At 40.9% G+C, this 15,351-nt stretch carries 16 protein-coding genes; 5 read left to right on the forward strand and 11 right to left on the reverse strand.

What is annotated here, in order from left to right; genetic code table 11:
* The first annotated feature begins 203 nt into the window (after positions 1-203).
* Entirely contained in the window at positions 204-1,352 is a 1,149-nt protein-coding gene (gene yiaY, locus C9I86_RS01245) for an L-threonine dehydrogenase (RefSeq protein ID WP_107275383.1), read from the forward strand.
* A gap of 109 nt (positions 1,353-1,461) precedes the next feature.
* Here yiaY and cls read toward each other — a convergent pair whose 3' ends face one another.
* A complete protein-coding gene (gene cls / locus C9I86_RS01250) occupies positions 1,462-2,922 on the reverse strand; it encodes a cardiolipin synthase (RefSeq protein WP_107275384.1) in 1,461 nt (486 codons plus the stop codon).
* Between the two features lie 301 nt (positions 2,923-3,223).
* Between cls and C9I86_RS01255 the strand changes: the two genes are divergently transcribed.
* From C9I86_RS01255 to sbmA, 4 genes are all read left to right on the forward strand, one after another.
* A complete protein-coding gene (locus C9I86_RS01255) occupies positions 3,224-3,910 on the forward strand; it encodes a TIGR01621 family pseudouridine synthase (RefSeq protein ID WP_080156772.1) in 687 nt (228 codons plus the stop codon).
* A gap of 137 nt (positions 3,911-4,047) precedes the next feature.
* Positions 4,048-4,257: a hypothetical protein gene (locus C9I86_RS01260; RefSeq protein ID WP_080156771.1), complete on the forward strand. Its 210-nt coding sequence runs from the start codon at positions 4,048-4,050 to the stop codon at positions 4,255-4,257.
* A gap of 84 nt (positions 4,258-4,341) precedes the next feature.
* A complete protein-coding gene (locus C9I86_RS01265) occupies positions 4,342-5,283 on the forward strand; it encodes a class I SAM-dependent methyltransferase (protein ID WP_080156770.1) in 942 nt (313 codons plus the stop codon).
* 267 nt (positions 5,284-5,550) lie between these two features.
* Positions 5,551-6,552, forward strand: a complete 1,002-nt coding sequence (gene sbmA, locus C9I86_RS01270; RefSeq protein WP_080156769.1) for a peptide antibiotic transporter SbmA — start codon at positions 5,551-5,553, stop codon at positions 6,550-6,552.
* A 96-nt stretch (positions 6,553-6,648) separates the two neighbouring features.
* On the opposite strand, the gene gspS2 is transcribed toward sbmA, so the two are convergent.
* The 10 genes from gspS2 to C9I86_RS01320 form a co-directional block, all read right to left on the reverse strand.
* Positions 6,649-7,050 carry a type II secretion system pilot lipoprotein GspS-beta gene (gene gspS2, locus C9I86_RS01275; protein ID WP_107275385.1) on the reverse strand — a complete coding sequence of 134 codons (402 nt, stop codon included), beginning with the start codon at positions 7,048-7,050 and terminating at the stop codon, positions 6,649-6,651.
* A gap of 19 nt (positions 7,051-7,069) precedes the next feature.
* Positions 7,070-7,369, reverse strand: coding sequence for a YciI family protein (locus C9I86_RS01280; RefSeq protein WP_080156767.1), 300 nt, complete (start codon positions 7,367-7,369; stop codon positions 7,070-7,072).
* Between the two features lie 176 nt (positions 7,370-7,545).
* Positions 7,546-7,947, reverse strand: coding sequence for an acyl-CoA thioester hydrolase YciA (gene yciA / locus C9I86_RS01285; RefSeq protein WP_080156766.1), 402 nt, complete (start codon positions 7,945-7,947; stop codon positions 7,546-7,548).
* A 13-nt stretch (positions 7,948-7,960) separates the two neighbouring features.
* Positions 7,961-8,500, reverse strand: coding sequence for a septation protein A (locus tag C9I86_RS01290; RefSeq protein ID WP_080156765.1), 540 nt, complete (start codon positions 8,498-8,500; stop codon positions 7,961-7,963).
* Positions 8,501-8,638: 138 nt separating this feature from the next.
* On the reverse strand, positions 8,639-9,445 hold the full coding sequence (gene trpA / locus C9I86_RS01295; RefSeq protein ID WP_080156764.1) for a tryptophan synthase subunit alpha: 807 nt from the start codon (positions 9,443-9,445) through the stop codon (positions 8,639-8,641).
* Positions 9,445-10,635 carry a tryptophan synthase subunit beta gene (trpB, locus tag C9I86_RS01300; RefSeq protein WP_080156763.1) on the reverse strand — a complete coding sequence of 397 codons (1,191 nt, stop codon included), beginning with the start codon at positions 10,633-10,635 and terminating at the stop codon, positions 9,445-9,447. Before trpB ends, trpA begins: the two co-directional genes overlap by 1 nt.
* Positions 10,636-10,637: 2 nt before the next feature.
* A complete protein-coding gene (gene trpCF / locus C9I86_RS01305) occupies positions 10,638-12,038 on the reverse strand; it encodes a bifunctional indole-3-glycerol-phosphate synthase TrpC/phosphoribosylanthranilate isomerase TrpF (RefSeq protein ID WP_107275386.1) in 1,401 nt (466 codons plus the stop codon).
* Between the two features lie 2 nt (positions 12,039-12,040).
* The gene (trpD, locus tag C9I86_RS01310) at positions 12,041-13,051 is read right to left on the reverse strand and encodes an anthranilate phosphoribosyltransferase (RefSeq protein ID WP_080156761.1); all 1,011 of its coding nucleotides are present in this window, start codon (positions 13,049-13,051) and stop codon (positions 12,041-12,043) included.
* An 11-nt stretch (positions 13,052-13,062) separates the two neighbouring features.
* The gene (locus C9I86_RS01315) at positions 13,063-13,692 is read right to left on the reverse strand and encodes an aminodeoxychorismate/anthranilate synthase component II (RefSeq protein ID WP_080156760.1); all 630 of its coding nucleotides are present in this window, start codon (positions 13,690-13,692) and stop codon (positions 13,063-13,065) included.
* A gap of 10 nt (positions 13,693-13,702) precedes the next feature.
* The gene (locus C9I86_RS01320) at positions 13,703-15,205 is read right to left on the reverse strand and encodes an anthranilate synthase component 1 (RefSeq protein WP_107275449.1); all 1,503 of its coding nucleotides are present in this window, start codon (positions 15,203-15,205) and stop codon (positions 13,703-13,705) included.
* Between the last annotated feature and the right edge of the window lie 146 nt (positions 15,206-15,351).

The following is a 15,351-nucleotide window of genomic DNA, read 5'->3' on the forward strand; positions in this document are numbered from 1 at the left end:
TATAATGATCGTTTTGCGATCTAGTTCATATTCTTGTGGATAAGTTGCAATGTTTTTTCAATGCTTGTTTTAGATCAAATAGATTTTTAAAACAAAGGCGTAAAAATACCAAAGAGGAATTAGTTGGTAGTGCCATTAATTAAATATGTTTTATAAGAAAGACCAATTTGATAATGAGTATTTGAAAAATAAGGTAAGTTATTATGAGCAGTGCATTTTATATCCCAAGTGTTAATTTTATGGGTGCTGGTTGTTTAACAGAAGCGGCAGATGCAATTAAGGCACACGGCTTTAAAAAAGCATTAATCGTAACGGATAAAGTATTAAACGAAATTGGTGTGGTTTCGCAAGTTGCGGTGCTATTAACTGAGCGTGGAATTGATTCAGTTGTTTACGCTGGTACTCAACCAAACCCAACTATTACTAATGTTGATCAAGGTTTAACACTGTTAAAAGATAACGGCTGTGACTTTGTTATTTCATTAGGTGGCGGCTCTCCTCACGATTGTGCAAAAGGTATTGCGCTATTAGCCGCGAATGGTGGTCAAATTGGTGATTATGAAGGTGTTGACCGTTCTGCAAAACCACAACTACCTGTTGTCGCTATTAATACCACCGCGGGTACTGCTTCTGAAATGACCCGTTTCTGTATTATTACAGATGAAGCGCGTCATATTAAAATGGCCATTGTTGATAAGAACACCACGCCGCTAATGTCAGTTAATGATCCGAAATTAATGCTAGCAAAACCTGCATCATTAACCGCAGCAACGGGTATGGACGCATTAACTCACGCTATTGAAGCTTATGTTTCTATTGCTGCTACACCAATCACGGATGCTGTTGCTATTAAAGCAATAGAACTGATTGAAGCCAACTTACGTACCGCTGTTAAAGATGGTCAAAACTTAAATGCGCGTGAGCAAATGGCTTATGCACAATTTATGGCAGGTATGGCATTTAACAATGCATCACTAGGTTATGTTCACGCAATGGCGCACCAGTTAGGCGGTTTTTATAATCTGCCACACGGCGTATGTAACGCTGTATTGTTGCCACATGTTCAACGTTATAACGCACAAGTTTGTCCTGAGCGTTTACGTGATGTTGCTGCTGCTATGGGTGTGAATGTAAATGAAATGACACCACAACAAGGCGCAGATGCTGCAATTGATGCAATCATGGCACTATCTCAAGATGTAGGTATTCCTGCGGGCTTAAAAGAGCTTAATGTGAAAGCTGAAGATGTTTCATTGTTAGCGGATAATGCATTAAAAGATGCGTGTGGTTTTACTAATCCTAAGCAAGCAACACATGAAGAAATTTCACAAATCTTTATGACTGCAATGTAGTAATTACTAATATTACTACACATAATACATAAAAAACGCCTCACTAGTTGAGGCGTTTTTGTTTTTATGTTTAAGCTATTATCGATTTATTATCAGTACATTAACTGTATTATAATAATGGACTAAACATATAGAAGAAGCGTTCACCAAATTTATTACGTACTGAACGTTTTTCCCATTGCTCTTTATCTACAGGCTCTGAGTCGGCAATGTAACTTTGCTGCAATTGGCTTAGTTTATGAGTGAATTCAAGATTATCCACCGCCATTGTGACTTCAAAATTAAGCCATAAACTGCGCATATCAAGGTTAACCGTACCGATTAAGCAGTGAGTATCATCAATCACTACTGATTTAGTGTGTAATAGGCCGCCATGAAAACGATGAATATGTACCCCTGATTTCAATAAATCACTAAAGAAAGAACGACTTGCCCATTCAACCATAGTCGAATCGTTTTTATCGGGTAGTACAATATGAACATCAATATTACGTTCAGCGGCACCTTTCATTGCGTGCAATAAGTGTTCACTTGGCACAAAGTAAGGTGTGGTGATAACAATACTTTTCTTTGCTTGGTAAATACTTAATAGCAACACCTGATGGATAATGTCATCGGGCATACCCGGACCTGAAGGGATCACTTGTACAGTGTCATACTGTGGTTCGTCTTCAGTTGGTATTTGACACGTTGGTAATGGCGGTAAAAAACGTTGTCCCGTCTCAACTTCCCAATCCCATGCTTGAATACAATTAAGCACCGAAACCGTAGGGCCACTGATTCTTACCATGACATCGACCCATTGACCGACTCCTGCATCAACTTTAAAGAAAGCAGGATCAACTAAGTTCATTGAACCTGTATAAGCAATGTTGTCATCAATAACCACTATTTTGCGGTGTTGACGTAAATCTAGGCGGCGTAAGAACATGCGGAACGGTGAAACTGCCAGTGCTTCGATAAGTTCAATACCCGCACCGCGAATGAGTTTTGGCCAATGAGAACGGAAAAAACGCATGCTACCAGCGGAATCAAGCAATACGCGAACTCTAATACCACGCTTTGCCGCTTTGATCAGAGCCACACCCACTTCATCAGCAAGGCCGCCTGGATTCCAGATATAAAATTCTAAATGAATCGAATTTTGAGCGTTATTTATATCATCGATAAGCGCCCGTAAAATCTCATCGGTTGATGATTTTAATGATAGATGATTGCCGACTAAACCGGGTAATCCAAAACGATTTTCACACAGATCGTTGATTGGCTTTGCAACATCACTCATTTTTTGAGGCATGTGCCCAGGGCAATCAGTCAGGCATTGAAACCAGCTTTCAAACGGGAAAAACATTTCGCGCGCGCGTTCAGCCCGTTTTTTTCCTAAATTAAGTTCGCCAAATAGCAGGTAGGCAATAACACCACCAATAGGGACGATATAAATAATCATCATCCATGCGAGGGAGACACCAACAGCTCGACGTTTGAAGACTACGCGTACAGTGACAGCGGCAATTAACAGCCAATAGGCGAAAATGCCGATCCACGTTAAGATTTGATAAAACTGTTCCATCGAATGACTTCATCAATATATAAATACAATTTGTATGTATAGTGCATTGAAATGAGAAAAAAACCTAATATTCAGTGCTCATTAATGCTTATGTTGAATGATCAAGGTTATTTTTGAGGAATCATTACCATTTTGATATAAAAAATAGCTGCTTAATAATGGACCGATATTATTATCGGTTGTTGTCTTTGAATCTGATTAGCGTTCTATAATAAATCGAATATGAGTCGCAAGACTTTTCTTTTTTGAGTGGCTGGTTATACTCGCGCCATCTTTGTACCGTAAAGGCGTTATTTGCATTATGTTTGATCTTGTTTACCAGCACTCTGATTTCTTAGTTATTAATAAACACCCTGGGATCAGTGTTCATAAAGATGATAATGATCAGCCATTACTGGCCGCTGTTGCTGAGCAAACAGGTGATGAAAAACTGTATCTCATTCATCGACTTGATAAAATGACGTCAGGGCTGCTATTACTTGGGCGTAATAAAACGGCTGCTGCTGCATTATGTGCTAATTTTGCTGAGCGTCGGGTTGAAAAGTTTTATGTAGCAATTGCGACGAAAAAACCAAAGAAAAAACAAGGTGTTGTTATTGGTGATATGACCCGTTCACGTCGTAGTAGTTGGAAATTAGAAACGACCAAAGTAAACCCTGCTATTACTCAGTTTTTTTCTGCTGCTGGTGGTGAAGGACGGCGTATCTTTTTATGCAAACCCCATACAGGCAAAACCCATCAAATTCGCGTGGCGTTACGCAGTGTTGGTTCTGGTATTACGGGTGATGATATTTATGGTAATGAAGCGGCAGATCGTGGCTATTTACATGCTTATGGTTTACGTTTTCCGTACCAAGGTGAGCTGCAACAATTTTTATGTCCGCCTAGTATCGGAGAATTATGGTCAACAGCAGAGGCGCAGCAAGCATTTACTGAATGGCAGCAGCCTTGGACGTTATCATGGCCAGTATTAGCCTGTAAAAAATAGTAGAGTGAGTAAAGTATCAACAGTTGACCTGTAATTGATGGTATTATCAGCAATCGATTGGTAAAACGTGGATGCGCATTTCTTTTTGGTATTGATAATTTATACTATATACAGAATGTATTAGTTAGAGGTTTACAATGCGCAGTGCTCATTCACGTACGCTGAAAATGCGAGTTTCTCAACAAAAACGTCAATCCCATCATCGTCGAAATCGTGCTCAACAATATTTGATATTACCTGAAACTACTCCGCGTCATTTCCTTTCATCATCAGCAACATTGACACTACATTCCACGAGTTTACTTGATTATTCAGCTGAATATGTCTTACGTGCTAAACCTGAGTAAATGATTCTATTTTCTCCTGCAGTTGGTATTCTGGAGCGCAACGTATAGAATAGCCCGCCTTAATTGACTACTTTGAATGATATTATGGAAATTAGCGCGTTACCTACTTTAGAAGCCCATTTATTAACGGCTTTAGCAACACCACCGTCAGAAGTTCGCCGATTGTTTCATGGCCGCGGTCGCTGTTGGCTAGGGCTGGAACAAATTACGGTTGATTGGCTTCAAGGGCAAGTACTGGTTTCCTTATTCAAAGAACCTGATGCTGATTTTATGCAAGCATTGACGGATTTGTTGGTTAAATTGACGCAAACAGAAGCTTGGCAAGCTAGCGGTGCCCGTTCTTTATTACTCCAACACCGTGATCGTCAAGGTTCGCCAATGGAAGTGTTGTGGGGACAAAGTTCTGATTATCAAGATGTCATTGAAAGTGGGTTAACCTATAAATTAGATTTAGGTCGTAATCAAAATAACGGTCTATTTCTTGATATGCGTTATGGCCGTGACTGGGTGCGTGAGCATGCTGCGGGTAAACGAGTACTGAATTTATTTGCTTATACTTGTGGCTTTTCTGTGGCAGCCATTGCTGGTGGCGCAGATTATGTGGTGAATCTTGATATGGCCAAAGCGGCATTAAGTCGTGGTCGTGATAACCATCATTTAAACAACCATGATTTAAAGAAAGTGAGTTTCTTAGGCCATGAGTTATTTAAGTCATGGGGTAAAGTACGCAAGATGGGGCCTTATGATTTAATCATTATTGATCCGCCATCATTTCAAAAAGGCAGCTTTGCTCTGACTAAAGATTACCAAAAGATTTTACGTCGCTTGCCTGAATTATTAACTGCTGATGGTGTTGTTTTAGCCTGCGTTAATGATCCGACGTTAACCAGTCAATTTTTGATTGATGGCATGGCTGCTGAAGCGCCAGATATGGTGTTCTCTCATCGTTTAGAAAACCCGGCTGAATTTAAAGATATAGAACCAGAAGCAGGGCTTAAAGCTTTAGTTTTTGAGCGCCAGAGCTAAGTTTATAGCGATGATATAAATCGTTAAAATAAGAAATCCCTTATCGACTCCACTAGTTTTAGTTAAGAGTAAATAAGGGATTTTTTTATCTAAAATTAGCAGTGATTTGTTTATTATAATGAATTATATGACCTTTATTGTGGTGTACTTGTTGCGTTTTGGAGTTTGGTGACAAATACTAAAATAAGTGATTAACAATAAGATCAATTGATTCTATTTGCAGTGCAAGGGGTGCACTTAATCAAAATACATTAAGGATGTGTAGTTATGTTTAAATCGTTCTTTCTCGATCGTCGGTGGTTTTTATGGTCGATTGTCGGTAGTGCCATTATTTTATATGTTACTTGGTATAAAGTGCAGATAGACGTAGAAGTGAATGAATGGTTTGGTAGTTTTTATGATCTTATTCAAAAGGCATTAGCTAAGCCCAATGCAGTGACATTTGATGAGTTTTTAGCGGGGTGTATTGAGTTTTTCAATATTGTGTCAGTGTATATCATTATTGCCGTTATTCTTGATTTCTTCGTTCGCCATTATGTTTTTCGTTGGCGTACCGCAATGAATGATTATTACATGAAGCATTGGGACAAAATTAGTCATATTGAAGGGGCATCTCAGCGAGTTCAAGAAGATACGATGCGTTTTGCACGTATAGTCGAAAGTCTAGGGGTGAGCTTTATGCGATCCTTAATGACGCTAGTTGCGTTTTTACCTATTCTATGGACGTTAAGTGAGAATGTTACTGAATTACCATGGATAGGCAGTGTTGATCGTTCGTTGGTATATTTAGCCATTATCTCAGCATTATTTGGCACAGTATTATTGGCGATTGTTGGTATTCGATTACCAGGGTTAGAATTTAAGAATCAAAAAGTAGAAGCCGCTTATCGTAAAGAACTCGTGTTTGGTGAAGATAACGCCCATCGCGCCAAACCTGAAACTGTAAAAGATCTCTTTTTTAATGTTCGTAAAAATTACTTTAATCTTTATCGTCATTATTTATATTTTGATATCGCAAAATGGTCATATATTCAATATACCGTGATAGTGCCTTATATCGCATTGGGCCCAGCTATTATTTCAGGCGCATTAACTTTGGGTGTATTACAACAGATACTCAGGGCGTTTGGAAAAGTAGAAGAGTCTTTTCAATTTTTGGTGCACTCATGGAGTACGATTGTTGAATTAATGTCGATTTATAAGCGGTTGCGTGCATTTGAAGTGCAGATTAATGATGCGATTGATGTGGAAAGTATTCCGGTAGAATAGTTATGGCGGGATAAAAAATAAAAAGCCCTAACCAGCAATGCTCAATTATATTGGAGCAATTCATTGGTTAGGGATTTTTATAATATACGGCGTAGATTATTTTAGTGCTTCACAAGATTGTTCTGAAATAGTTTGTGAGACTAACTGTCGGCCGCTGACATCACGGATAGTAATAATATAATCAACGCCATGTTTAAATAGTGGCATTAATTCAGCGTTGTTACAGTAATTAGCACTGGCCGTTTTTATCGCTGTTGTCGGTTTTACACGCCCATTACCACCATAGATGATGTTGATTTTTACCGTGTTTTTACTCGCATAAGCTTGAGTGATTTGGTAAGCATCTATTTTAGGATAGGGTGCTTTACTATCAATCGCAGCTGCTCGTGATTGTGCTAATGATTCAGCGACCATTTGTTGATCGTGTGAAGCACAGCCACCAAGGATGAAAAGGCCAACAGCGGCGATAAGCCATTTTTTTGTTGTAGTTAGGTTCACTGGTTAATCCTGAATAGATTTAAGGTAAAACTTTTTTGAATGGTTTAACAATAACATTGGCGTAGACACCGGCATCAATATACGGATCAGCATTGGCCCATTGTTGTGCTTGTTCTAGCGATTCAAATTTAGCAATGACCGTTGAACCAGTAAAGCCTGCCTCACCTGGATTTTCATCATCAATGGCAGGCATTGGTCCTGCGACTAATAAACGATCTTGTTGTTGAAGTTCTTTTAAGCGAGCTAGATGTTGTTCACGTACGCTCATGCGACGCTCTAAACTATTTTCAACGTCTTGAGAAAAAATTACATACCACATCGTCGGCATTCCCTATTTAGTTATGGTTTAAACAACGAATTATTCATCGTGTTGTTTTTAGTATTCCCCATACTAACTAAATATTGAACATGGACAAGTAGATTTAAGCAAATAATAAAAAGCACCAACCGTCGTTAGTGCTTAGTATTTATTACGTGCTTTTTTATTGAGAAGGATTATTGTGTAATTTCAATTTTACGCGGACGACCTTCACTGTTAATAGCAACATAATTAAATGTCGCTTCACAGACGCGGTAACGTTCACCGATGCCATCAACGGCAACAGGTTTTACCCATACCTCAAGGCCGACACTCATAGATGTATTACCGATGCGCTTACATTCACCGTGACAACAAACCACATCACCAACACCAACGGGGGCTTTAAATTCTATTTTATCAACCGAAACGGTAACCACACGACCGCGAGAAATCTCTTTGGCTAAAATAGCGCCTGCAAGATCCAGTTGCGACATGATCCAACCACCAAAAATATCACCATTTGCATTGGTATCGGCAGGCATCGCTAATGTACGAAGTAGAAGCTGTCCACGAGGGATATTGTTTTCAGTAGTCATCGGCTATACAACTTTATTTATCATCAGGGCTTTTAGGTAGGTGGCGATAAATATAGCCACCCGTCACAAAAGTAAATAGCAGCGTTAACGCTAATAAACCAAATACTTTGAAATCCACCCAGACATCAAGCGGAAAATTGAATGCAATATAAATGTTTACAATAGCACAAACAACAAAAAATATTGTCCATGCAAAATTGATACGTAACCAAACGTTATCAGGAAGGGTGATCTCTTTACCTAGCATCGATTTAATTAATGGTTTATGCATGATCTGACTGACAAGCAGTGCGAGAGCAAATAGACCATAGATAATGGTAACTTTCCATTTAATGAAGTTTTCATCATGCAAAAACAGTGTTAATCCACCAAAGATAGCGACCATCACAAAGGTGATTAACTGCATTTTTTCTATTTTTTTATAGATAAACCACGTAACGATCAATTGGATTGCCGTTGTAATAATTAATGCACCTGTCGCGACAAAAATACCATTAGTTTTAAATAATACAAAAAAGATCAGTAATGGAATAAATTCTATAATTTGTTTCATTGGTACCAACTCATTAAAGATAATTAACAGGAGTATACCTGTTCCATGAGCTTAATGAAAAAATCGATTTTGATGGGGATGATGATACCGCTGTCACCAATATTTGATTGATGACAGCGATGGGTAGTGGATTATAGGCTAGCGACGTGTTGCTGCTTTCATGTTGGTTATAAATGTACTCAGTGCTCTGAGCAGTGCTGGATGGTCATCAACATGGGTTTCAATAATTTTAACGATGGCTGAACCTGAAATTGCTCCAGCAGCGCCTGCTTTTATGGCTTCACTCACTTGCTCTGGGGTTGAAATACCAAACCCGAGTAATGCTGGTGGTGCATTATGGGCTTTTAATGCGGCTAATAATGGCTCAATTGGCATTTCTGCTTTCGTTTCTGCACCTGTGACGCCTGCGCGTGAAAGTAGGTAAGTATAACCACCGCTAAGCTCTGAGACTGTTTTTAAGGTTGCGGCATCAGCGTTAGGTGGTGCGATAAAAATAGGGTGAATACCCTGTGCTTCTGCTGCAACTCTAAACTCAAGAGATGCATTGACGGGGACATCTGCAATTAATACTGAATCAATGCCAGCATTCGCACAGCGACGATAAAAATGATCGATACCTGTAGCAAAAACCAAATTAGCGTACATCAGTAGTCCAATCGGCAATTGAGGATATTTCGCTCGAATTTGAGTTAGCATTTCAAAACAAATGGTCGGGGTGGTGTCTGCGGCAAGAGCACGAATATTGGCTCCTTGAATCGTTGGACCATCAGCCAATGGATCTGAAAAAGGGATCCCTAGCTCTAAGGCATCAGCGCCAGCGGCAACTAAAGTATCAATAATATCCATTGAGCGTTGTGGTGTTGGATCACCCAAGGTAACAAAAGGGACAAAGGCACCTTCATTACGGGCATTCAATTGAGTAAATAAATTGTGGTAGCGATCCATTATAGAACTCCTTTTGCCGTTAAAATATCGTGCACAGTGAAAATGTCTTTATCGCCTCGACCGGAAAGGTTAACCACCAGTAATTGCTCTTTTTCGGGGTCATCTGCAATTATTTTTAGTGCATAAGCCAATGCATGTGCAGATTCAAGTGCGGGAATAATGCCTTCTTTACGGGCTAATAGTTGAAATGCATCTAATGCTTCATCATCGGTTACTGCACCATATTCTGCGCGACCAATAGCATTAAGGTGAGCATGTTGAGGCCCGACAGAAGGGAAATCTAACCCTGCTGAAACAGAGTAAGATTCTTCAACTTGACCATGTTCATCTTGCATTAGCGGCGCTTTCATACCAAAGAAAATACCGAGCTTGCCGTGTTTCAATGGCGCGCCATGCATGTCGGTATCTAAGCCTTTTCCTGCAGGCTCAACGCCAATTAAACGGACACTACTTTCTTCGATAAAGTCAGCGAACATACCAATTGCATTAGAGCCACCGCCAACACAAGCAATAACGGCATCTGGTAATCGACCTTCTTTAGCGATAATTTGGGTCTTGGTTTCTTCACCAATAATTTTTTGAAACTCACGCACTATGGTTGGGAATGGGTGAGGACCCGCGGCGGTACCTAATAGATAATGGGCTTTGTCATAGCTAGCAGACCAATCGCGCATCGCTTCATTACATGCATCTTTTAAGGTTGCTGAACCTGATGTTACGGGAATAACCGTCGCGCCCATTAATTTCATTCTAAAAACATTAGGACTTTGACGTTCAATATCTTTCGCGCCCATATAGATGCGGCACTTTAATCCGAGTAAAGCACAGGCTAATGCCGTAGCAACCCCGTGTTGACCAGCTCCTGTTTCTGCAATGATTTCAGTTTTACCCATGCGTTGTGCCAGTAAAGCTTGACCTAAAACTTGGTTAGTTTTGTGTGCGCCACCGTGAAGTAGATCTTCTCGTTTGAGATAAAGCTTGGTCTTTGTACCTTGAGTTAAATTTTGACACAAGGTTAACGCCGTTGGTCGCCCCGCATATTCTTTTAATAACGTTATAAATTGATGTTGAAATTGTGAATCTTGTTGAGCTTCGATAAAAGCATCTTCAAGTTGGTCCAAGGCTGGTACTAGAATTTGAGGGACATATTGACCACCAAATTCACCAAAGTAGGCATTCAATTTACTCATGATTATTTATCGTCCTTAATATATTTGATTGCCGTAAAGGCTGCCGCTAATTTATGGGGATCTTTTTTACCCGGTGCGCTTTCTACACCGGAATTTAAATCTAAGCCGCTAAAACCAAGCGAGGCGGCATGGTGTACATTATCTGGGTTGAGCCCACCAGCAAGTAAGCTGTTTGATCTGTTTTCTGGTGTAATTAAAGACCAATCAAAGGTGATACCTGTGCCTCCACTTTTGCCTTCGACTTTACTGTCAAACAGGTGCTTGTCGACTGACCATTGAGTAAGATCTGGTACGCTATCAGTAATGGCATGGGCTTTCCATATTTGGCAGTTAGTCGGTAATTGTTCACGTAATTGCGCGATATATTGTGGCGATTCATTACCGTGTAATTGCACCGCAGCCAAGGCTAAAGTTGTTGCGGTAGTCACAATGTCTGTCAATGGGCTGTTTTGAAATACACCGACAAAATTAAGAGGAACGGAGGCGGTAACCGCTAAAGCGTGGTCGAGATTAATCGCTCGCGGTGATGATGGCACGAAAATCAAACCCCCATAGGTTGCCCCTTGTTGATAAGCCTGATGAGCATCTACATTTGAGGTTAACCCGCAAACTTTATGTTCACCAAATAAGACTTTTCGAACCGCTAAATCAAGGTTATCAGCTGCCATTAATGAACTACCAATTAAAAAACCATTGGCATAAGGCGAGAGTTCACGTACTTGCTGGTGGGTATAAATCCCTGACTCAGAAATAACAATTGTGCCTTTAGGTAAATCGGGCGCGAGCTGTTTGGTACGATTTAAATCAATACTCAAATCACGTAAATTACGGTTGTTAATCCCGACAACTTTTGCTTTGAGTTTGATGGCGCGCGTGAGTTCGGCTTCATTACTCACTTCGGTTAAAACGCCAAGTTGAAGTGATTCAGCCACTGCGGCAAGTGTTTGGTATTGTTCGTCATCCAGTACCGATAGCATCAATAAAATCGCATCTGCCTGATAATGACGCGCCAAATAGACTTGGTAGCTATCAATCATAAAGTCTTTGCATAATATTGGTTGGGTAACTTGACTGCGTACCTTCGGTAAGAACTCAACATTGCCTTGAAAATATTTCTCGTCAGTTAATACTGAAATAGCACTGGCGTATTGGTTATAAACCATCGCAATATCATCTAAATTGAAATCTTCTCTAATTAAGCCTTTTGACGGTGATGCCTTTTTACATTCGAGAATGAAAGCAGGGCGATAGCACCCATGTTGGTCTGTATTGGTCAGTGCGTGGTAGAAATCACGATCGCTAGGCGTAAGCTGGTGGCGAAAACTGGCGAGAGGTTGCGCTTCTTTACGAGCATCGACCCAGATTTTTTTATCTGCGATAATTTTAGCAAGGACTGTTTCCATGATTAACCTCGTGCTGCCAGTTGTTCTACAAGTTGATATGCGTTACCTGAACGCATGGTGGTGATTGCGCGTTGAGTATTGGCTTTAAGATCGTGATGGCCAAAAAGGCGCAATAAAAGTGCAACATTAACAGCAACGGCACCTTCTTGAGCGGGTGTTCCTTTACCGATCAGAATCTGTTTTATAATGTGGCAATTCTCATCTGGCTCACCGCCACGAATAGCTTCTAAAGGGTAGCTTTGAAGTCCAAAATCAGCCGGAGTAAGCGTATATTCACTAATGACCCCATCAATAATTTCAGCTACATGGGTTTCACCATGAATGGCAACTTCATCCAGCCCGCTACCATGTACTACTGCTGCTCGTTTTAATCCCATTGCTGCTAAGGTTTCAGCAATCGGGCGCACTAAGGCGATATCGTAAACCCCCATTAATTGAATATTAGGTTTGGCTGGGTTAATTAATGGGCCTAAGACATTAAAAATAGTGCGCGTTTGTAATGTTTGTCGTACTGGCATCGCATGACGTACGCCTCCGTGATATTCCGGTGCAAATAAAAAACAGACACCAAGATCATCTAACGCTTGGCGTGCCGTTTGGGCGGACATGGCTAAATTAATCCCAAATTGATCTAATAAATCGGATGAACCTGATTTGCTTGATACACCACGATTACCATGTTTAGCCACTTTCACACCACAGGCGGCAGCAACAAAGGCTGCAGTAGTCGAAATGTTGATGGTATTCGCACCATCGCCTCCAGTACCGACAATGTCGGCAAAGTCATAATTCGGGCGTGGAAATGGGTTGGCATTTTTAACTAATGCTTTGGCTGCACCTGCAATTTCTGCTGGCGTTTCACCTTTAATTTTTAATGCTGTTAATACGGCTGATAATACAATCGGCTCAACTTCTCCATTGATGATCGCATCAAAGAGGATATGGCTTTCTTCTTCGCTCAAGGGGTGTTGAGCGTAGAGTTTGTCAGCGAGTTTAGAAATAGTAGCGTTCATCATCATCTTCCTTAATGGGTATTTAGGCATGTGGTGGGTGCTTTGATAACCCAAGCCAGTGTATGAGTAAGTAGTTCTGCGCCTTGAGTAGTAAGGATAGATTCTGGGTGAAATTGAAAGCCACAGACTTTGTCGTGTTCATTAACGACCGCCATCACTAATCCATTTACATCAGCAATCGTTTCAAGGCTAGCAGGAACATGGGTTGCGACTAAAGAATGATAACGGGCGACGGTGAGTGGGCTGGCAAGTTGACCAAAAACAGGGTGTTGGTTGTGGGTTATCATTGCGGCTTTACCATGTACGATATCGCCAGCGCCGGCGACGGTACCACCATAAGCTTCAACAATTGCTTGATGACCGAGGCAAATACCTAACATTGGGATTTTGCCTTTGACGCGTTGAATAAGTTCAGGCATACATCCGGCATCAGCTGGTGCGCCAGGGCCTGGTGATAACACTAATACCGGATTTTTATGTTCAAGTAATGCGTGTTCGATTTGTTGCGCTGATAAATGATTACGATAAATCGTGACGGGAAAACCCAGACTTCGAAATTGATCAACAAGGTTGTAAGTAAAAGAATCAAAGTTATCTAACAGCACAATATGGGCATTATGGTAATTTTTCGTGATGGTCATCTTGTGCTCCTTAACCTTGGTGGGCGTGACGAATGGCATTGATTACCGCTTGTGCTTTCGATTTGGTTTCATCTGTTTCAGCTTGGGGTATGGAGTCATAAACTACCCCTGCACCTGCTTGAACACTGGCGATACCATTTTCGACATAAGCAGAACGGATCACAATGCAGGTATCCATATCCCCATGTCCTGTAATATAACCAACCGCACCGCCATAGCTTCCACGGCGACGTTGTTCAACTTCACGAATAAGTTGCATGGCTCTAATTTTAGGTGCGCCCGTTAACGTTCCCATGTTCATACAAGCTTGATAAGCGTGCAGGGCATCAAGATCATGGCGCAATTGACCCACGACTCGCGACACTAAATGCATCACATGGCTATAACGATCAACATGTAATAAATCAGCTACGTGGCGGCTTCCTGCTTGGCTAATACGGGCGACATCATTACGGGCCAAATCAACTAGCATCATGTGCTCAGCATTTTCTTTGGTGTCACAGCGAAGTTCTAGTTCGATACGCGTATCAAGGTCGAGATTAATGGATCCATCTTTGTTTTTGCCGCGTTGACGTGTACCTGCAATTGGGTAAATTTCAACTTGGTTAGATTGGGTACAATATTTCAATGCACTCTCTGGCGAGGCACCAAATAAGGTAAAGTCAGTATCATGCAGATAAAACATATACGGACTTGGGTTACCAATTTTCAATGCTTTATATGCGTTCAGTGGCGAGGGACACGGCAGCTTAAATTGTCGAGATGGCACGACTTGAAATACATCACCTCGAATAACAAATTGCTTCAAAGCGGCAACGGTTTGATTGAAATCATGATCCGTTATTGTTGGAACGGGGACACAGGTGGTGATAGCGGGTGCAACGGGTAATGACTGAGGATTAAGACAACGGGTTTTAAGTGTGACTAAACGTTGTTGAAGATCATCCGCAATTGCCGGGGTATCATGCTCAAACAGGGTCGCTTGTAAATGTGCTTGTTGATATTGATGATCGATAATCAATAATGTTTCAGCAATATAGAAAATATAATCAGGGCAGCTATTGTCCGCATCAACGGCGATAAGTGGTTCAAAGTCAGCCACTAAATCATAAGCAAATAAACCACCAATGAATAATGCATCGCGAGGATGATTTTCGGTATCAAAGGCATGTTGAATCAGTCGTAATGCATCAAAAGATGATGTTTGGCGTAGGCGAGAGTCTTCATCTAACGTCTGCACATGGGTTGGAAAATGTAACCGCAGCGTATCAGCATTATAGGTGGCTTTAATATCAGACTTGAGATGGCTGTTTAGAACATGCAGGATGCGTTGGCCATTGTTAGATTGGGCTTCTAATATCACCTCTTTACCACGACAGACAATGCGTACGGCAGCATCAATCAATAATAAGCTTTTAAGATCTTGCTTAGAATCGACTTCGGCTGATTCTAATAATAGATGGCAAGGGCTATCACCACAGAGCGTAAAATAAGCATCAGTAGGGTCAGCCATGTAGGGTACATCAAGGTTAAGTACCTTAATTGGATGTTGATTTTCTGGTGTCGTGTTATAGATATGCGATCCAATAGAGTGAGTTGTCACAGCGTTCTCCTTGCCGTTTGTACCAATACGATCCTGCTTTCATTGTTCGATAGTGG

The organism is Photobacterium sp. NCIMB 13483, assembly GCF_003025475.1.
GTDB lineage: Bacteria > Pseudomonadota > Gammaproteobacteria > Enterobacterales > Vibrionaceae > Photobacterium > Photobacterium piscicola.